We start from the raw sequence: 18,713 nt of genomic DNA on the forward strand, positions 1-18,713 counted from the left end.
TGCGGGGGCAGGATTTGAACCTACGACCTTCGGGTTATGAGCCCGACGAGCTGCCAGACTGCTCCACCCCGCGTCAGGACGAGGAGTATAACACAAGCTAGTCGATACAGGTCAATCAAAGTCTCTTGCTCCCTTCAGTTCTCGATAAAATCAATGAAAATTCAGCACTGTGACAAATGATCAGCCCATTTTGTCTGTCTATGACGTTGCCAAGCCATTTCTTTTTTGAGTACTGCGTTAATGATTTGTAACACATTACTGACATTGACCGGCTTGTTGCTGTCCTGTTGCTTGACATTTCCGGTCAAAGTAGCATGCGGTAGTCTTCCGCGTTGATAATAGGACCAGATTTCCGTTGCATAATCGGATTGTGCTAATTCCGGAGCAAACCGGCTGAAATAGGATGTCAAATTATCAACATCGCGTTTAATGATACTGCGCGCGCGGTGATTATCTGCAGCACTGACTGCTTGAGGTAAATCAATAATCACAGGGCCGTGGCTATCCACCAATACATTGTACGGTGACAGATCGCCATGAACAATTCCGACACCGAGCATTTGCACAATCTGGTCGATCAAAATTTTATGGTACGCACGCGCCTGCTTTGAAGTAAGTATCAGATCACTGAGTCGTGGCGCTACATTTCCTTCTGAATCCGTGATCAGTTCCATCAACAAGACGCCTGCAAAAAAATTATGAAATTTCGGCACTCGTACACCGGCGATTCCCAAGCGACATAACATATCCACTTCAGTACTTTGCCATGCTTCTTCGCGCGCACGTTGGCCATAATGACCACCTTTTTCCATCGCGCGAGCATGCCGGCTATTTTTAACTTTACGGCCCTCTGTATAACAGGAGCGTTGCTGGAAATTACGCTTATTGCTATCTTTGTAGACTTTCGCGCAACGAACATTCTCCCCGCAGCGCACCATATAAATCATGGCTTCCTTGCCGCTCATCAGTTGGCAAATCACGCCATCAATCAATCCTTCATCAATCAACGGCTCAAGTCTTTTTGGTATTTTCATAGGTTGTTATGTAAGCGTACCGCGGCTTCCAAATACGCTTCTCATCCTCCTGTAATTTTATGATAAAAATAAATGCAATCCTCGTCGCAGCATTCGATAGTGATTGGGATCCGAATTAACCACGTTGCACAAATTGTAGGAAGAATGATTTCTTTTGGGAATGTGACAAATTGCCGCGCGACAATTTGTCACATGGTGGTTTTGCAATCAAAACAAGTTTAATATGGGCTAACAGGCAGTTAAAAACTATCTGCGTTGCCGCTACGGTGTTAAAAACAAGCCCAAAATGCTCATTTATCATGCATAAACTGCGCTTTCCCGCCTGTTTTTGTCTGGTATTGATTGCCTCGAAAACGTTTTTCAGCGGCCTGTTAAATAACTTGATTCACCGAAAATTTGCTGGAAGGAGTTTTATGCAACAAGAAGAAGATCTGTTTACGCACCAGGATACGTTGGCTAATCTGCATGAAAACCTACCACTGACAGAAAAATTGCGTTTCTTGCACCAAGTCATGCGTCAGGATTTTGCATTTATTGATCGCTTGGCTATCGCGCTGTTTGACGAAAAAACAGAAATGCTCAAAACCTATACCCACAGCACTGAAGGCAATGACAGTCCGGTGACCACCTACGACGCGCCACTCAGTGCCGCACCTTCATTGCGTACCATCATCGAGCATCGCCGCCCGCGCTTGGTGCAGGATCTCAATATTTTTTCTCAGGGCAAACATGAACATACCAAACGTGTCGCTGCCAAAGGTTATAAATCCAGTTACACCATGCCACTCTATCAAAGTGGTACTTTTATCGGCTTCCTGTTTTTTAATTCCCACCAGGAGCATCCATTTACACCTAAAGCACTACGTCAGATTGATATCTATGGCCATTTGATCGCACTGATGGTGATCAATGAGCTTACCGCCATACGTACCTTGCTTGCTGCAGTTCGCGCCGCACGTAACATGACGCACTACCGTGATCTTGAAACAGGTTCGCATATTGATCGTACTGCACACTACGCGCGGCTCATTGCCCGCGAGCTTTCTCCAAGCTATCACATCACCGATGAACAGATTGAGCATATTTTCCTGTTCTCGCCGATGCATGATGTCGGCAAGATTGGTATTCCTGACAGCATCCTGCGCAAACCCAGTAAACTGAACGCAGCAGAATTTGATGTCATGAAAACCCACCCGGCAAAAGGCCGTGAAATTATTGATTCCGTTCTTGAGGATTTTAGTCTGGGCACATTCGGTCACGCCAATATCTTGCGTAATATTGCCGAGTATCATCACGAAGCAGTTGATGGTAGCGGCTATCCCAACGGTTTGAAAGGCGATGAAATTCCCATCGAAGCACGCATCAGTGCCGTGGCTGATGTATTTGATGCGCTGACTTCACGTCGTTCATATAAGGCACCGTGGAGTAATGAAGAAGCTTTTGCCATGTTACGGCAAATGTCCAATTCCAAGCTTGATCGTGATTGCGTGGAAGCATTGATTAATAATGTCGACAAGGTATTGGAAATACAGCAGCGTTTTCGTGATAACGATCTGATCTAGAGATAATAATTATAAAATCTTATTTGTCCGATTCGTCTTGCTTGATCCATTTCTGCACCACCAAACTTCCCACCAGATCACCTTCCACATTCACCATGGTGCGAACAGTATCGAGTATTCGATCAATCGGTAATAAAATGGCAATTGCTTCAACAGGCAATCCGACCGATTGCAACACCATCACCATCGTTACCATGCCGGCACTGGGAATGCCGGGCGCACCGATTGCCGCCAGCATGGCAGTAACAAACACAATCATCTGCTGCAATAGACTGAGTTCAACACCGACCAGATTGGCAATAAACAAAGCAGCAACGGCCTCATAAAGCGCCGTGCCATCCATATTCATGGTAGCGCCCAGTGGAATCACAAACCCCGCCACATCGCGTTTGACATGCAAATGCTGCTCAGCACAGCGCAGTGTGACGGGCAGTGTTGCGGCGCTGGAGCTGGTCGCAAAAGCAGTAATGAGTGCTTCCCGCGCACCCAGCCAGAATTTAACAGGCGTCATATCGGTAATCAGGTAGAGAATGAGCGGCAGCACCACCATGCCGTGCAACAATGTCGTGCCCAGCACGATCGCCACAAACTTGATCAAAGTTGCCAGCAGGCTGGTATCTTGCGTAGCAACCAGTTGCAGTAATAATGCCATGATACCGAAAGGCGCCAGACGCATGATCCAGCCAACCAGCATCAGTATCAATTCCAGAAATTCCTGCATTAATGTCAGGATATTGCGATAGCGCTCACCGCCCACCACCAACGCAATGCCCAGCAATAAGGCAAATATCACCACCGCGAGTACGTTGCCTTGCGCCAGTGCGGCGATGGGATTTTGAAACAGCGAATGCAGAAAATGTGCAAAGAAATCAGGCAGTGACATCTGCGTTGCCTGAAATCCCTGCATGGCATCCTGAAACATCGCAATCTGCAATCCGCCACCGGGTTGCAATAAATTAGCAGCCGTTAATCCCAGCGCAACCGCAAGTGCCATAGTTGAAAAAAAGAAAAACAGTGTCCCCTGCCAGACACGATTCATTTGCTGATGTGAACGCAAATTGGCCACACCGACCACAATCGATGTGAAAACCAGCGGAATCAGTACCATACGCAGCAGATCGATGAATAATGTACTGACCAGTTTTGCCGCATACAAACTGTTTTGCGTCACGTTGGATTCCTGCCCCAACATGGCAAACCAGAGACCCAACAAAACGCCGAGTAAAGTGCCCAGCAAGATTTGAGTATTCAGTGATATCTTGTTCACTGGTTGATTTCCATTCTATTGTCCTGAGGTAATCAATGTAGCAAGCTGATTACACCCAGTCCTTTCCAATCAGAAAATCCGTGTACAGTTTGTCTTCAACGCTACCTGCTGCCGGCTTCCAGTCGTAACGCCATTTTACAATCGGCGGCAATGACATCAGTATTGATTCCGTACGTCCGCCCGTTTGTAAGCCGAATAATGTGCCGCGATCCCAAACCAGATTAAATTCAACGTAGCGTCCACGTCGATACGCCTGAAAATCGCGCTCGCGCTCGCCATACGGGGTATCTTTGCGTTTTTCCAGAATGGGTTGATAAGCCGTCAGAAAATTCTCGCCAACATTCTGGGTTAGCTTAAAGCAAGTATCAAAATCGGGTTGATTCAAATCATCAAAGAAAATGCCACCGATACCGCGCGGCTCTTTGCGATGCTTCAAATAGAAATATTCATCGCACCATTTTTTCAGTCGCGGATAGCAATCATCCTCAAACGGTTGCAATGCATTCTTGCAGGTTTGATGAAAATGCACCGCATCTTCTGCAAAACCATAGTACGGCGTCAGATCCATACCACCGCCAAACCACCAGACCGGCTCGGCACCTTCCTTGCGCGCTTCAAAAAAACGTACATTCATATGCACAGTCGGTGCATAAGGATTACGCGGATGCAAAACCAGCGATACTCCCATCGCTTCAAACGAGCGACCAGCTAACTCGGGGCGTGCCGCAGTGGCTGATGCAGGCAATCCGGCGCCATGTACATGCGAGAAATTAACGCCGCCGCGTTCCAGAATATTGCCTTCTTCTATCACACTGCTCATGCCGCCGCCACCTTCCGGGCGATCCCATTGATCGCGCCTAAATGTTTTGCCGTCTACCTGTTCAAGTCCCTTGACGATGCTATTCTGTAGGTTAATCAGAAATTCTTTGACGCGTGGTGTATTCATGCAAGCTCCCGATGAAATTTAATTTTATTCGACGCAGGGTGTATGGGTATGTGGATACTTCAAAAACTCGTACTTCCTGGTTATCTTCGTATAATCCAAACAATATACTTTTATAATAAAAGCCCTTGGGCAACAAAGCGCATTTTACCGCAGGTTAGCATGCTGAAAGCATTTCATTATTGATACGCCTCAACTTGAATGCGGGTTGCTTGATGCCGGATCGGGCGAATTGCATGCATTGCGGAAAGCAAGTCGCCAATTTCCTGATGCCTGGCTCAAAAAATCAAAAGTACGTGTGATAGACTCGCATAATCCGTTTTAAGAGAACAATAGAATGTCTGGTAATACATTTGGCAAGCTTTTCAGCGTCACCTCTTTTGGTGAATCTCATGGTCCCGCGATTGGTTGTGTTGTGGATGGTTGTCCGCCGGGATTGAAAATAACCGTAGAAGATATCCAGAGCGAACTGGATCGGCGCAAACCGGGCACCTCGCGTCATGTGACACAACGGCGCGAATCCGACACGATAGAAATTCTTTCGGGTGTGTTTGAGGGGCAGACAACCGGCACGCCGATTGCATTGTTGATTCGCAACGAAGACCAACGCAGCAAGGATTACAGCAGGATCATGGACACTTTCCGTCCCGGCCATGCCGACTACACGTATTGGCAAAAATACGGTATTCGCGATTATCGTGGCGGTGGCCGCGCATCAGCACGCGAAACTGCAGTTAGAGTCGCAGCCGGTGCTATTGCCAAGAAATGGCTGCATGAAAGATTTGGCATTGTCATTCGCGGTTATATGGCGCAACTCGGCCCCATTGAAATTCCTTTCAAGCAATGGGAAGACGTCAATCACAATCCTTTTTTTGTCGCGGATAGCAGTTACGTCGATCGACTGGAAACATTTATGGACCAACTGCGTAAATCCGGTGATTCCGTAGGCGCCAAGATCAGTGCGGTTGCACAGGGTGTGCCGGTCGGTTGGGGAGAACCCGTCTATGATCGATTGGATGCCGAGATTGCTTACGCCATGATGAATATCAATGCGGTAAAGGGTGTGGAAATCGGCGCCGGGTTTGCCAGCGTGACGCAAAAAGGTACGGAACATTCCGATGAAATGACGCCGGGTGGCTTTTTAAGTAACAATGCAGGTGGCATATTAGGCGGTATTTCCACCGGGCAAGATATTACGGTCAATGTCGCCATCAAGCCGACGTCCAGTATCCGTCTTGGACGACGTTCGATCGATAAAAACGGCACTCCGGTGATCGTTGAAACCCATGGCAGACATGACCCTTGCGTCGGTATTCGCGCCACACCGATTGTGGAATCCATGCTCGCATTGGTATTGATGGATCATGCCTTGCGGCACCGTGCGCAAAATGCCGATGTGAATTGCAAAACACCGAAAATAGCGGGTAATACAAGTCTTCCTAAGAGCATCACTGCACAGAAAACAGCAAAAACACCATTAAAAGAAGACCCGGAGCCCGAAGAAGATGTATGAGCGTTAATACAGTTTAATCTTGACAAGATTCGTCAAATACACCATTATCGCCCCCGCAAAAAAGAAATTGTGATGATGGTGTAGAGAAACAATCGGCTTAGTCGATTACAGTTTGAAGGCATCGAATACAGTAACAAAAGCAAAGTTCGAATCCCGCAATTGCTTCAATCTGATATAATCTCCCGGTTGATTAGATAAGCTGGAAGTAATTAGATTTTACTTAGCGCCCGTAGCTCAGTTGGATAGAGTACTTGGCTACGAACCAAGGGGTCGTGGGTTCGAATCCTGCCGGGCGCGCCAATTTACTTAACAATCTAATTACAAACTGACGGGATCATCCGTTTTTTGTCTAGCAACTTCTCAAATGGCCAAGTAGCTCAGTCGGTAGAGCAGAGGACTGAAAATCCTTGTGTCGGTGGTTCGATTCCGCCCTTGGCCACCATAAAATCAATCACTTAAAGCGTAATTGCCTAAGTGATTTTTATTTTATTTACGTCATGTAAGGCCAGTGTAAGAATTTCATTTTTTTGATATTTTGTGCCAAATTTTTTTGCCGTGTTTTTTGTGTTTGTCTTTATTTGATGCGGTTTTCCGGGCTCTTTATTTCTCTATTAGCAAGTACCAAATAAGACACCCCCTCACACACTGCTTCGGATTGATAAATCAAAGCCGAAATTTCGGTTTTGCCACCAGTGTATTGATTACCTCTATTGCCGCCATGCTGCATATTTACCAACTTAGTCGCCCATAGCACGTTGACTTGCATCTAAATGCCTACGCTTAAGATTTAAGTGATACAACAGGCAATGAAACCAGCCGCAGCTGGTTTGAATGTTTGAAGGCATTGTCTTCAATTCTACGGTCGGTCACCAGTTGTTTGTTTTACTGTGCCGGAAGGGTTGGTTTCATGCACTTTAGCAGGGTCGACCCCATCAGTTTTATTGCATGAACTAAATATTAAAATAGCTACCCCGACAATCAATCCTATTACTATATATCTTATAACCATAAAGTCACCTTTCTTTAGCAAATAAAAGTCTTTATGATCCTGAAAATGTTGATGCTGGTCGGTACGTAACCGCACATTTAATTGACATATTTAGATAATAAAAAAAGCCCAAGGTACATAAATAACCCTAGGCTATTGAAAGATAATCGCTTAAACGTGATTCTGATCGGTATCTGGTTAGATGTCGCAGTGTTTTGTGAATGGGTTTTCTGGATCCCAAGGTTTGCGGCCTGTTACATTATTTGCGATTGTACGCCCTGCGGTTGTTGGATGGTCCACTGCTTGCCGTGTAATCCGTAATCTTGTCGCCAAAGCCGCCGGGTCTCTCCTTCAGCATAATGTATCGTAACGTTTCAAACCCTCATCATCAGCAAGCCATGCTCGATCAAAGCTCATCAACTCATCAGCCATAACGCGGCCCATTAACAACATGACGGCAATACATTTCAAGCAATAGCGTATGCGTTGCGGCAAATGCGCTTGCTCGATCACGATGTGTTGGGAGCGATATGCTTCTATCGGTTTTAGTCTGAGTTGAAGTACCATAATCCCTTCCAGAATCGAATCTGGAAGGGGTTTTTGTTATGGTACACTCAGAGAAAAAGGACAGAGCGAACTGACTGTCCGCTTAACCACAGGAATCAAAACAGGCTATAAATAAAGGAGGCAATGATGACAGATAATAGCGATACACAAGCTGGCAACACGGCAGATGCACCTCGCCAACAAGCGCTACAGATCAATGTTAAGATGCAACAAAACGAACGTACCAGTCAGCCGATCTATGCAAATTTCACCACTGTGCAAAGTGGACAGCGCGTTATCATTGTGGATTTCGGTTTTGTTGATCCGCAATTGATTACCACATTAAACCGCATGGCCAGATCCGGAGAAAAAACACCGGATACCATTGATGCAATCATGTCCTGTCGCATAGCATTAAGTATAGAAACGGCTAATCAGTTAGCGCAGCAACTCAACCAACTATTTCACACTAAATCGGAACCTAAAGCACCGGCTACACAACAAAATGTAGTTAGTAGCGGAGACCCCCTCTTAAATACGAGTACTTCCGAGGAAAAAAATATTTCCAAAGAAGAGGCTCAGCGTGGATTTAAGTTTCCATGGTCTTCGTGAGTTAATAGCTGAATCAACCTCAATAAAACATGAGTAATACCGAGGCGAATTTCCTAATGTTGAGTTTAAAGGACGTCCTAGATTTTGCGTCCATTGTTTTCACGAGGTTCGCCCTTTTCAAATAAAAGTTGGAAGCATCAGAAAAGAAATAGATTTTCTGGAAATTTCAGTTTATCGCCACCGATTCGAAGTGAAGGAAACTTGAAAATCATAAAAATAGCTTTATGGATTTATTCCTGATCTTTTGAATTAAGTATATTTGCGGAGCGCCTCCGGTTAAAAAGGGTCGGTGCAAATTAATGGTATCGTATCTGAGGGGAATAGAGAAAGTTTGGCTTTGACTAAAAATCGACGGTATCAAAACACAAAAAATCAACCATAATTGAAAGACAGCCCGCCAAGAAGTTTTAGATGCAACACGCCTCAAGAGCAATTTTTATGCAAATTGTAACGATTTCTCAGGCGCGACTACATTTTATGCTGCTCATTTGTGAGTTCCATAATACGTCGCGTCTGTACTTCAAGACAACCAATCGGTATCAAAACGTAACCAATCAGATCACTATCTTAGAAAGGCAGTTTAAAGCCAGGCGGCAAGCCTAATCCACTGGTAAGTTCCGCCATTTTTTCTTGGGAAGTGGATTCTACACGGCGTACTGCATCATTGAAAGCTGCTGCCACCAGATCCTCAAGCATTTCCTTGTCATCGCCCATAAGACTGCTATCAATACTGATTCTTTTAACATCATGGCGACACGTCATGATGACTTTAACCATGCCAGCTCCTGACTGGCCTTCCACCTCGATGGTGGCGAGTTTTTCCTGCATTTGCCGCATGTTTTCCTGCACCATCTGTGCTTGTTTCATCATATTTCCCAGATTACCTTTCATTTTTACAACCTCCTTTATTTTTGAATCGGTTTAATTGAAGGAATAATTAATTTTGCATCAAACTGTTCGATCAATTCTTGCACAATCGGGTCTTTTTCAATAGCTTCAATGGCTTTCGCTTGTTTTTCCGCTTCTTCACGTTGCTGCAGAGCCACTGGCGTCAATCCGGTAATACTGCCTATGGAAAAATTAAGCATGACAGGTTTACCAAAATAAGTATTCAGCGCTGCCTGGATTTTATCTTGATATTTCTTATCCAGCAGGTGCTTATGCACATCCGGAACACACAATTCGATGTTTTCTGCCGAAAGCGCTCTGGCTTCACTATGTTGCGCCAGCATTTTAGCCATTCCTGTCAGCTTTAACTGCTGAGTCAGTTGCGGCCAGGCAAGATCGGATGAATCGACATTGGTACTATGGATGGGGTGCTGCAAAGTGTGTTCGGTTTTTACTGGTGGCTTATGAGCGGTTTTTCCGGAAGGTTTGTTATCTGTTACCGGAACCTGCAGCAATTGGTGGTTTACTGTCAGATCATCCGGCATGAACGTTAACATACGCATCAGTGTCATGGTAAAACCGGCGTACTCATCCGGCGCCAAACTCAGATCGCTACGTCCGTGCAATGCGATCTGATAAAACAATTGAATGTCATCCGGTGTAAAAGCTTTTGCCAGGGCGAAAATACGTGCATACTCCGGGGTATCTTCACTGATCGCTTGCGGAACGGCTTGTGCCAGTGCAATACGATGCAGTAAGGTTGCCAGATCCTGCAAAGCGGCGTCAAATGAAAGACACTGCGCTTCCATTTCATCTGCCAACGACAATAATTTCAGACCATTCTTCTGCACCAAAGCTTCCAATAGATCAAACAGATAACTTTGATCGATGATACCCAGCATATCCCGTACACCCGTTTCTTCAATTGTGCCTTCACCGAAGGCGATGGCTTGATCTAACAGGCTTAAGGCATCACGCATACTGCCTTGGGCAGCACGGGCGATTAATTGCAGCGATAGAACGTCATTGGGGATTTTTTCCTGCGCCAATATCTTTTTGAGGTGATCGGCTATTTGCGTCTGCGGGATTTGTTTCAAATTAAATTGCAAACAACGCGACAAAACTGTGATCGGGATTTTTTGCGGGTCGGTTGTCGCCAACACAAATTTGACATGCGCCGGTGGTTCTTCCAGTGTCTTCAACATGGCGTTGAACGCTGATTTGGAAAGCATATGAACTTCATCGATGATATAAATCTTATAACGCGCACTGGTTGGAGCATACAGCGCATTTTCCAGCAATTCGCGCATGTTATCCACTTGCGTATTTGAAGCGGCATCCAATTCAATGAGATCAATAAAGCTTCCGGTATCAATTTGCTGGCATGCCGGACACACGCCACAAGGCGTTGCAGTTACTCCCGTTTCACAATTAAGCGACTTGGCCAGAATACGGGCGATGGTCGTTTTGCCGACGCCGCGCGTGCCGGTCAGCAAATAAGCGTGATGTAATCGATTTTGTTCAAGCGCATTGGTCAGCGCTTTGATTACATGTTCTTGCCCTGTCAATTCTGAGAAATTTCTTGGGCGCCACTTACGCGCGAGGACTTGTGTTTGAGACACGTTTTTGATTGTATTGGAAAAACGAACTAGACCTATTAAATTAATCAATAGTCCAAAGATATAGACCCAATAGCATGATTGGGTGGCGAGCCAGACCCCCGGCACTCGCAATAAACAGCTGTGGCTGCTTCCTTCCGGACCTGACCAGATTCACTATCTTGCAATGCGGGGAGGCCCGCCATAAAAATTTATAAACTATAAACCTATTAACTCGGCATCTGAGTTAAGACGATAACTGCACTACAGTTTAATCACCTGCCGGCAAATAAATTCGTTGATTACAACGATTATTTAACTGAATACAGGATTATCACTCAAAAAAGTGTTTGAAGTATATCAGTAGACGAGCAATTACTCCAATTGGAATTCATCATGAAGACTTTGCTGTATTATTTGAGTTGCTAAGGTAATGATAATTGATAGTACAGTTAAGCAACTAATAAATAAACCAAGAATGCGTATCTACTTGATAAAAGAAATATATCCAGATCCGCTATAGTCATCCAATTATCCTATCTATAAAGCCTTTGATTATGTTTGATCATCACGACTTACTTGAAGATTTAAATAAGCAGCTTCCTTTGAAAGACAAACTTATTAGCGCACACGGATCTATTCAACAAAAATTTCCCTTTATCGCGCGTATCGCTATCACACTGTATGACCCAGAAACGCGAGTACTCAAGACTTATTTGGATAGTAGCGGAGAAGACAAGCCATTGCTGCATTATCAATCACCTTTGGAGAACGCACCCTCATTGAAAGAAATTCTCGATAAAGGCTTGCCTCGTGTTATCAATAACTTAGTCACTTTCGAAAAAGGCGCCCATGAACACACGCAGAGAATCGGACGCCAGGGCTATGCAGCGAGTTACACCATGCCGATTTTTCATGCAGGTGATTTTATTGGGTTTTTATTTTTTAATTCTTATCAGAATAATGTATTTACTGAGCAGGTATTGAATGTTCTTGATATTTTTGGTCATCTCATATCACTGATGATCATCAATGAACTTGCTATTTTCAAAGTAATGAATGCTGCTATCAAAACCACCAGCCATATCACCCATTTACGCGACCCCGAAACAGGTAGCCACCTCGATCGTATGTCCCGCTACAGCCGTCTTATTGCCGAATCACTTGCAACTAAATATGAACTGGATGATGTCTATATAGAGCGTATTTTCATGTTCTCCCCGCTTCATGATATTGGAAAAATTTCAATACCTGATAGCATTTTATTAAAGCCAGGGCCACTGAATGAAGAAGAAAGATCAATTATGAATACCCATGCACGCAAAGGCAGAGAAATGATTGATGATATTATTTCAAACTTTGGACTTGATCGTATTAGCAGCATCGATATTTTGAAAAATATCGCCGAATTTCACCATGAAGCTGTTAACGGCAGCGGTTATCCAGCCGGAAGGATGAGCGAAGAAATTCCATTAGAAGCCCGCATCGTCGCAGTTGCCGACGTATTTGATGCATTGACTTCCCGGCGCCCTTACAAGGATGCTTGGAGTAATGAAAAAGCATTCGACACACTCAAACAGCTTGCCGGTGAAAAACTGGATATTGATTGTGTCAATGCCTTGATTGCGAATCAGCAAAAAATCGAATTAATTCAACAGCAATTCAAAGAAAATATCTACAGTTAGGGCAACCTGATCAAGGATATCCTGTAAAATGGGGCGTGTACTTACGCCAGGCCAGATATATAGGATTATGACCATTCACAAGTCTTCCACGAGTCTGATCAAACCAAGCGATGCCGCGTCTTGGATTTCATGCACTCGGCGCGCCTGGTTAGAGAAATATCATCCCACCGAATATGCAATAGATGCATTTAGCCAGTTGTTAATCGATGCCGGGCTTAAGCACGAGGCAGCTATTTTGACCATGTTGGAAAATCAGTATCCTGTTGCCAAAGCTGATTCGTTCGATCATACGCTTTCCCTGATGCAGCAAGGTATCCCTGTAATTTATCAAGGACGGCTGATCAATGAATCGGAAGGTTTGGTTGGTTACCCCGATTTCTTGATTCGCCATGACAGCGGTCAATACCAGCCTGCGGATGCCAAGCTTTCACTCAGCGAAAACAAAAAAGCAATCCAAATACAACTGGGAATATACCGTCGCCTGCTCGCTAATAAATTACCTGCCATTGTTTTTCTTGGCGATGGCCGTACCGCGTTACTCGACGACAAAGCCGATTCGCTGGTTGATGAGTTCATCGCTGGCATGAGATCGCTGCTCGACCTGCAGCAGCAACCTGTGGTTCGCTATAGTCATAGCAAATGTCGCGTTTGCCCTTATTACACTCATTGTCTCCCGGAGTTTGAGGCAAACGAAGACATATCACTGCTCTATGGAATTCATGGCGGTGCAGCCAATCATTTAGCAGATGCCGACATTTCAACCATTACTCAACTTTCTATGAGCGATGTTGAATCCTTGCCCGATGTGCCTTATCTCAAAGGCCACAAGAGAAAGCATCGCGCTATCCTGCAAGCCCAATCATCTCTGACAGGTAAAATATTTCAACTCAAAAAAATCGAGCTGCCGGAAGGCATTTGGGTTCATTTTGACATTGAAGATAATCCATTAACACAAACTCGAGAACGCCATGTATATCTTTGGGGGCTTCTGCCGCCTGCATACACCAAGGAAAGCTTTGAATATATATGGACCGATGATGAAACCAGCGATTATCAAGGTTGGTTAGTTTTTTTGCAGAAAATTGAAGCATATCGTTCGCAATACACTCCGTTAGTGCTTGCACACTATTCGAATCACGAAAAGGCCACGATCAGAAAATATGCAGAACGTTACGCCATGGAGAATCACAACACCGTGACATGGTTGCTCGGCAAGGATAGCCCATTGTTTGACATGCAAAAACCTGTTCTGGACTGTTTGGTTTTACCGCTGCAAGGATATGGCCTGAAGGATATTTGCAAGCATCCGGACTTAGTCAATTTTCAATGGGAAAATGAGGAATCTGGTTCACAGTGGTCCTTAGTACAGTTCAATCGCTTTCAATCAGAAACAAACCTAACTGAAAAACAAAAGATAAAAACGGAGATACTAAGTTATAACCGTGATGATGTGACGGCTACACGGCAACTTGAGTTATGGCTAAGAAGATTATCTTCTTGAATACTAGGTTTTATTAGAATTACGGCCCTAGTTTTCACTAGGGCCGTTTGAAAAACAAGCTTTAAATTTTATATGTTCGTTACAGCCTTCTTATCGGGCAAATAAAATACTAATCACCTGTTTTTTTCATTAGTTATTTTACAGACTTACTATCTGATTCTCACTGTAATACTGAAGAATTTATAGCAATATTGCTTCATTTACTCTCTTGTCCCACGCCTTCTTTTTTATTTTTTTCGAGTTCGCTATCAGATAATAAACCTTCTCGTTCTTTATAAAGGCTTGGAGGATATTGACCTGGCTTTCCTTCGCCTTTGCATCCGATCAGCATAAAAGTAATAAGCACAACAGCAAAAAGTGAATATTTCATTAATAATCTCCTTATTAATATATTAAACATCGTTTATGGACATTCTCAATGCTACGTTGAAACTTCATCAGATCAAACCAAACTAAATCTTCATCAAGAATTATACTTTAATTCCATATAGATAAATTCTTAGAAGGTCAAACACCTACAAAATCTACATTCTTAATCTACTACAAAATTGCATATAGTCTTATAGTAAATATGAATAAGCATAAACACTCATTCGACATAAGGATAGCATTAAAAAATAGAGTATGGAATTTAAAATGCACCGGAGTGAAGTGGTATCGCAAAACTGGACAGGTTGTTAAGCTCTGCTATGGACAATCCGAGGATCATGATGATGAGCAAGAAACGCACACAATATTCCAGTGAATTCAAGGCGAAAGTAGCGCTGGCGGCGATACGGAGAGATGAAACCATTCCGCAACTGGCAGCACGTTATGGGATACATCTCACGCAGATCAATAGCTGGACTGGACCGCTGATATTACCTATGTGCCGATGGAGAAAGGCTTTAGCTATTTGGTTGCCATCATGGACTGGCATTCCCGTAAAGTGCTGAGCTGGCGCTTATCCAACACGATGAATGCGGATTTCTGCGTTCAGGCATTGGAGACTGCTATTCAAGATCACGGCTGTCCGCAGATATTCAATACCGATCAGGGTGCTCAATTCACCAGCGAAGCATGGATTGCCGTTTTGAGAAATCACGATGTTCAGGTCAGCATGGATGGAAAGGGTTGTTATCAGGATAATATTTTTGTTGAACGGCTATGGCGTACAGTAAAGTATGAGTTCTTATACACCAGGGCATTTAGCGACTTAAAGAAGGTAAGGAAAAGTTTGACCCAGTGGTTTGACTGGTACAATCAGGAACGTTTTCATCAACGTCTTGATAATCAAACTCCCAATGAGGTTTATTATCAATTTTAAGCAATTCATCAGGCTGCCTGAGCTTGATTAACTACCCATGGCAGAGCTTAATTCTACCTTCAGGTTGTACAGTTGTAGGGGACCACTTCAGTTCATAGAGGCCACTTCACCTTGCCTTACTTTTTGTCACACAAGAAAGGGCTCAAAAAATATTTAAAGTTTTAATGATGAAATCCGAAATTAATAAATACTTGCACTAAACAAAAATGAAAATTAATACGTACAGTTATCGCAAAGATTTTTTGGGAATGTGATTTCCCACATTTGTATTTATATAACAATATAATATATAACAAAACCAATATATTCGGTAATAAACGCGACTAAAAATCCGACAAGGATTTTTATTAACTGTAGAAACTAACTTCGTTATATATAATAAATAAAAGTCGTGCTAGAACTGCACTGCTGAAAAAATAATAAAGCATATGAAATTAATAAATTACTTATTGCTGTAAAAATTTGCCTGCAATAATAAGATTATCTATTCAATAAGTGTTTATTAAAGCACATTCCAATGTTATGTATACCATAAAATACTTTAAATCTTTGCATGAAATAATGTATAAAAAGAAATGCAAAATTAATTCTCGGATAATTTCTAGATAGCGATTTTATCTAAGTGATTATTCAGGAAGAGGCGCTGAATGTATGATGTGTTAAAATTAATTAATAGTAAAACTGTTTAAAGGTAAAGCTAAATGGCCAATAAAGCAGAGCGTATACTTGCAAGAATTTCACACAAAAGAGTGGGTGATACGAGAGTTCTAATTGTTGTAGACAAATATATTTCTGGTAAGACTCTGAAAAACATGTTGGAAGAGTGGGAATATAGCATCACTGGTGTTTGTACCTCGGGTCAGGAAGCTTTAGTTAGAATGAGAGAGGACAAACCTGATCTTATTCTAACGGATATAGAGTTAAGTGATTGTAATGGAATACATTTAACACAACAATTAAATTTACAAACTGACAACTCCAATCTTTGTATCTATTTCACAGCTTATGCTACTGACTTGATTGTACAGCGCACTATAAATTTTGCTACTACTTTGGGTTACAACATCAATAAAGGTAGTGCTGAAAAGCTTCATAGAAATTTTGAGTCTAGTTTTTGTCAATACTACGGCATTGATCAAACTATGAATCTTACAAAACAATCGAGCGCACAACCTATTCGGGTTTTATTAGTTGATGATCAGCAAATCGTGCTCTGGGGATTGGAAAAACTTATAGACAGTCAAAAACCACGAATGGAAGTCGTCGGTGTTGCTACAAACATATCTGATGCTAGACGTATCGCTACAGAAAAACAACCAGATATTATTATTCTCAATATTTATTTAGATGATGCTGATTGTGTGAATTTTATTCCAGATTTTGCCAGTAATGGAAATACACGTGTTGTAGTTTTTACCGAGACGCATGATAAGGAAGTGATTGACCGTGCAGTGCTAAGCGGCGCAAGAGGCGTAGTGCACAAAAAAGAATCGATGCAAACAATATTGCGGGCTATTGAGAAGATTTATGATGGCGAATTATGGCTTGATCGCGTAACCACCGGTCGTATATTCCTCCAAAGTTCACGTATGCGAGGAAAAATATCCCATGATGCAGAAACAGAGAAAATCACAACACTTACTCGCAAAGAATGCATGATTCTTAGAGCATTTTCAGATGGGGTCGGTGGAGAACAAAACAAACAAATAGCAGCCAAACTGTGTATGAGTGAGCATACACTACGTAATCATTTAACTTCTATTTTTAGTAAATTAGGAATTAAAAATCGATTTAGCCTTTTTGCATATGCCAAACAACATTTCCAGCAAACCTCAGGTTCATGAAGTCCCTCCCTAAAGTTCGCAGTCTGAGAGAGCAGATCATCTCCGATAGAACCAACTCTTATCGCTGGAGCACCTCAAAGAGGCTGTTTTCATCACATATAAATATAATGTCGACTTACACACCAAATTAGCTTTCTATAATTAAGGGGTTTCCTAGATTTTGTGTAAATGGAGTTTAAAGCGGAGCGAGATTCTCTCCTCAAATTGAATAGTAAACCTGTTTAGTGCAGGCTTCCAATCTTTAATTGGTATAGGCCATTTTTGGCCGTGTGTTTATCTTTGTGGGCTAGATGATTTTCATTAAACCTTGCACAAAAAACTTTGGAGTGAGAGAGATTACACTCTACGAACTTTTATCTAATTAGTCTACTGATATTTATCACCAGTTTATTTTGTTATGCAACTTATTGTTTATTTTGGCTCCCCGACCAGGGCTCGAACCTGGGACCTGCGGATTAACAGAAGCAGACACCCGAAAATTTATGCCTGCAAAGTCGAAGAAAAGATAGTCACTTTTTTCGCACCGCCAATTTTTCCGAATTTAACCGAACCAATACCGAACCTGAACGGCCATATGCTGCTCCGGTTTTCGGGTTTTCAGATTAGAATCAATCGAATACTTGAATTTTCACTGAACCGTTTCCGAACACATCCGCTAGAAACCGAATGTTGGCGAGCACCTCTGGAAAATTCCCCCAGAACTGCCCCAAAATTGCCCACTGCCACACTCCGGGGACACCCGATGGGGATGGGCCATCCCCCCCCCGAAACGGGTCCGAGGCGGACAATTCTGGGGACGAGGCGAGGGAATTTTCACCCCCTGCCCCGCAGTTTTCGACCAGTCGCTACCGTGCAACCTGCATCATTTCGCGAATTTTAACCGACGCACTGTTAGCGGCATCCTGCAATGCTCGCGTCGACAAATGCGCATAACGCATCGTCACTTTAGGATCGGAATGCCCCAGGATTTGCTGCACTTCATACAAAGTCCTTCCACTGTTGACCAGGAAAGATGCATACAGATGACGCAAATCATGCAAACGCAGATGCTTCAACCCTGCTTTTGCTCTCAGCCTTTGCCATACCTTGGTGATGGTTGTGTATGGATTGCCAGCCTGGTGATTGATGAACAAATACTCAAACTTTCCTTGCGTATCCAATTGTGTCAGCACTTCCAGGGCCGTTCCGTTCAATGGCACAGCACGCAGTCGCTTGCTTTTGCTGTTGGTGGCTCTGATGGTAAATACGCCTTTATTCAGATCCACATCACTCCATTTGGCTGACAATACTTCATTCAAGCGACAACCGGTACATAGCAGGAACAATGCGATCATGCAGACAGGTCGATTCTCATCGGTATACAGCACGGTCAGCAATCGCTCCAGTTCAACATCATTGAGATAATGTTCAATCTTGTTATCCTCAT

16 protein-coding genes, 3 tRNA genes, 1 other RNA gene and 1 pseudogene are annotated in these 18,713 nt (G+C 43.3%); 10 read left to right on the top strand and 11 right to left on the bottom strand.

Features of this window, described 5'->3' with window-relative positions:
• Window positions 1–73 (bottom strand) — tRNA-Met (locus Q0K92_RS11580).
• 88 nt (window positions 74–161) lie between these two features.
• The gene (locus Q0K92_RS11585) at window positions 162–1,034 is read right to left on the bottom strand and encodes a PA4780 family RIO1-like protein kinase (RefSeq protein ID WP_297325958.1); all 873 of its coding nucleotides are present in this window, start codon (window positions 1,032–1,034) and stop codon (window positions 162–164) included.
• A gap of 413 nt (window positions 1,035–1,447) precedes the next feature.
• On the opposite strand from Q0K92_RS11585, the gene Q0K92_RS11590 reads away from it, so the two are divergent.
• Window positions 1,448–2,596, top strand: coding sequence for an HD domain-containing phosphohydrolase (locus tag Q0K92_RS11590; protein WP_297325959.1), 1,149 nt, complete (start codon window positions 1,448–1,450; stop codon window positions 2,594–2,596).
• Between the two features lie 19 nt (window positions 2,597–2,615).
• On the opposite strand, the gene Q0K92_RS11595 is transcribed toward Q0K92_RS11590, so the two are convergent.
• Together Q0K92_RS11595 and hemF are read right to left on the bottom strand one after the other, a co-directional pair.
• Window positions 2,616–3,863: a dicarboxylate/amino acid:cation symporter gene (locus tag Q0K92_RS11595; RefSeq protein WP_297325960.1), complete on the bottom strand. Its 1,248-nt coding sequence runs from the start codon at window positions 3,861–3,863 to the stop codon at window positions 2,616–2,618.
• A gap of 49 nt (window positions 3,864–3,912) precedes the next feature.
• Window positions 3,913–4,809, bottom strand: a complete 897-nt coding sequence (gene hemF / locus Q0K92_RS11600; RefSeq protein ID WP_297325961.1) for an oxygen-dependent coproporphyrinogen oxidase — start codon at window positions 4,807–4,809, stop codon at window positions 3,913–3,915.
• Between the two features lie 334 nt (window positions 4,810–5,143).
• On the opposite strand from hemF, the gene aroC reads away from it, so the two are divergent.
• The 3 genes from aroC to Q0K92_RS11615 all read left to right on the top strand — a co-directional run bounded on the left by aroC (window position 5,144) and on the right by Q0K92_RS11615 (window position 6,761).
• On the top strand, window positions 5,144–6,319 hold the full coding sequence (gene aroC / locus Q0K92_RS11605) for a chorismate synthase (RefSeq protein ID WP_297325962.1): 1,176 nt from the start codon (window positions 5,144–5,146) through the stop codon (window positions 6,317–6,319).
• Window positions 6,320–6,542: 223 nt separating this feature from the next.
• Window positions 6,543–6,619 (top strand) — tRNA-Arg (locus tag Q0K92_RS11610).
• Window positions 6,620–6,685: 66 nt separating this feature from the next.
• Window positions 6,686–6,761: transfer RNA gene (locus Q0K92_RS11615), tRNA-Phe, on the top strand.
• A 132-nt stretch (window positions 6,762–6,893) separates the two neighbouring features.
• Here the strand turns inward: Q0K92_RS11615 and Q0K92_RS11620 are convergent.
• Window positions 6,894–7,085: a hypothetical protein gene (locus Q0K92_RS11620; protein ID WP_297325963.1), complete on the bottom strand. Its 192-nt coding sequence runs from the start codon at window positions 7,083–7,085 to the stop codon at window positions 6,894–6,896.
• Between the two features lie 573 nt (window positions 7,086–7,658).
• Window positions 7,659–7,874 carry a hypothetical protein gene (locus Q0K92_RS11625; protein ID WP_297325964.1) on the bottom strand — a complete coding sequence of 72 codons (216 nt, stop codon included), beginning with the start codon at window positions 7,872–7,874 and terminating at the stop codon, window positions 7,659–7,661.
• Between the two features lie 126 nt (window positions 7,875–8,000).
• Between Q0K92_RS11625 and Q0K92_RS11630 the strand changes: the two genes are divergently transcribed.
• Window positions 8,001–8,465 (top strand): hypothetical protein, encoded by a 465-nt coding sequence (locus Q0K92_RS11630; protein ID WP_297325965.1) that lies wholly within the window; start codon window positions 8,001–8,003, stop codon window positions 8,463–8,465.
• 567 nt (window positions 8,466–9,032) lie between these two features.
• Here Q0K92_RS11630 and Q0K92_RS11635 read toward each other — a convergent pair.
• From Q0K92_RS11635 to ffs, 3 genes are all read right to left on the bottom strand, one after another.
• Entirely contained in the window at window positions 9,033–9,356 is a 324-nt protein-coding gene (locus Q0K92_RS11635; protein ID WP_297325966.1) for a YbaB/EbfC family nucleoid-associated protein, read from the bottom strand.
• 14 nt (window positions 9,357–9,370) lie between these two features.
• Window positions 9,371–10,975 (bottom strand): DNA polymerase III subunit gamma/tau, encoded by a 1,605-nt coding sequence (gene dnaX / locus Q0K92_RS11640; protein ID WP_297325967.1) that lies wholly within the window; start codon window positions 10,973–10,975, stop codon window positions 9,371–9,373.
• 81 nt (window positions 10,976–11,056) lie between these two features.
• Window positions 11,057–11,155: signal recognition particle sRNA small type (gene ffs / locus Q0K92_RS11645), an RNA gene on the bottom strand.
• A 401-nt stretch (window positions 11,156–11,556) separates the two neighbouring features.
• Between ffs and Q0K92_RS11650 the strand changes: the two genes are divergently transcribed.
• Window positions 11,557–12,636, top strand: coding sequence for an HD domain-containing phosphohydrolase (locus tag Q0K92_RS11650; RefSeq protein ID WP_297325968.1), 1,080 nt, complete (start codon window positions 11,557–11,559; stop codon window positions 12,634–12,636).
• Window positions 12,637–12,664: 28 nt separating this feature from the next.
• Window positions 12,665–14,137 carry a TM0106 family RecB-like putative nuclease gene (locus tag Q0K92_RS11655; protein ID WP_297325969.1) on the top strand — a complete coding sequence of 491 codons (1,473 nt, stop codon included), beginning with the start codon at window positions 12,665–12,667 and terminating at the stop codon, window positions 14,135–14,137.
• Between the two features lie 196 nt (window positions 14,138–14,333).
• Here Q0K92_RS11655 and Q0K92_RS11660 read toward each other — a convergent pair whose 3' ends face one another.
• A complete protein-coding gene (locus Q0K92_RS11660) occupies window positions 14,334–14,507 on the bottom strand; it encodes a hypothetical protein (RefSeq protein ID WP_165872523.1) in 174 nt (57 codons plus the stop codon).
• Between the two features lie 343 nt (window positions 14,508–14,850).
• On the opposite strand from Q0K92_RS11660, the gene Q0K92_RS11665 reads away from it, so the two are divergent.
• The 3 genes and pseudogenes from Q0K92_RS11665 to Q0K92_RS11675 all read left to right on the top strand — a co-directional run bounded on the left by Q0K92_RS11665 (window position 14,851) and on the right by Q0K92_RS11675 (window position 17,287).
• Window positions 14,851–15,072 (top strand): transposase, encoded by a 222-nt coding sequence (locus tag Q0K92_RS11665; RefSeq protein WP_297325970.1) that lies wholly within the window; start codon window positions 14,851–14,853, stop codon window positions 15,070–15,072.
• Window positions 14,985–15,431: pseudogene (locus tag Q0K92_RS11670) on the top strand (IS3 family transposase); the annotation flags it as partial. The gene Q0K92_RS11665 and the pseudogene Q0K92_RS11670, both read left to right, overlap by 88 nt.
• Before the next feature lie 713 nt (window positions 15,432–16,144).
• On the top strand, window positions 16,145–17,287 hold the full coding sequence (locus Q0K92_RS11675) for a DNA-binding response regulator (RefSeq protein WP_297325971.1): 1,143 nt from the start codon (window positions 16,145–16,147) through the stop codon (window positions 17,285–17,287).
• Window positions 17,288–18,132: 845 nt separating this feature from the next.
• Here Q0K92_RS11675 and Q0K92_RS11680 read toward each other — a convergent pair.
• Window positions 18,133–18,713: site-specific integrase (locus Q0K92_RS11680; RefSeq protein ID WP_297325972.1), on the bottom strand; the 581-nt coding region annotated here is incomplete at its 5' end.

It is taken from the genome of Nitrosomonas sp. (assembly GCF_024282095.1).
In the GTDB taxonomy this organism is placed as follows: Bacteria; Pseudomonadota; Gammaproteobacteria; order Burkholderiales; family Nitrosomonadaceae; genus Nitrosomonas.

Excerpts from the sequence above, each read along its gene's own strand:
- Q0K92_RS11585 (WP_297325958.1), bottom strand. The coding sequence starts at position 1,034 with ATGAAAATACCAAAAAGACTTGAGCCGTTGATTGATGAAGGATTGATT.
- Q0K92_RS11590 (WP_297325959.1), top strand. The coding sequence starts at position 1,448 with ATGCAACAAGAAGAAGATCTGTTTACGCACCAGGATACGTTGGCTAAT.
- hemF (WP_297325961.1), bottom strand. The coding sequence starts at position 4,809 with ATGAATACACCACGCGTCAAAGAATTTCTGATTAACCTACAGAATAGC.
- aroC (WP_297325962.1), top strand. The coding sequence starts at position 5,144 with ATGTCTGGTAATACATTTGGCAAGCTTTTCAGCGTCACCTCTTTTGGT.
- Q0K92_RS11620 (WP_297325963.1), bottom strand. The coding sequence starts at position 7,085 with ATGCAAGTCAACGTGCTATGGGCGACTAAGTTGGTAAATATGCAGCAT.
- Q0K92_RS11625 (WP_297325964.1), bottom strand. The coding sequence starts at position 7,874 with ATGGTACTTCAACTCAGACTAAAACCGATAGAAGCATATCGCTCCCAA.
- Q0K92_RS11630 (WP_297325965.1), top strand. The coding sequence starts at position 8,001 with ATGACAGATAATAGCGATACACAAGCTGGCAACACGGCAGATGCACCT.
- Q0K92_RS11635 (WP_297325966.1), bottom strand. The coding sequence starts at position 9,356 with ATGAAAGGTAATCTGGGAAATATGATGAAACAAGCACAGATGGTGCAG.
- Q0K92_RS11655 (WP_297325969.1), top strand. The coding sequence starts at position 12,665 with ATGGGGCGTGTACTTACGCCAGGCCAGATATATAGGATTATGACCATT.
- Q0K92_RS11660 (WP_165872523.1), bottom strand. The coding sequence starts at position 14,507 with ATGAAATATTCACTTTTTGCTGTTGTGCTTATTACTTTTATGCTGATC.
- Q0K92_RS11665 (WP_297325970.1), top strand. The coding sequence starts at position 14,851 with ATGAGCAAGAAACGCACACAATATTCCAGTGAATTCAAGGCGAAAGTA.
- Q0K92_RS11675 (WP_297325971.1), top strand. The coding sequence starts at position 16,145 with ATGGCCAATAAAGCAGAGCGTATACTTGCAAGAATTTCACACAAAAGA.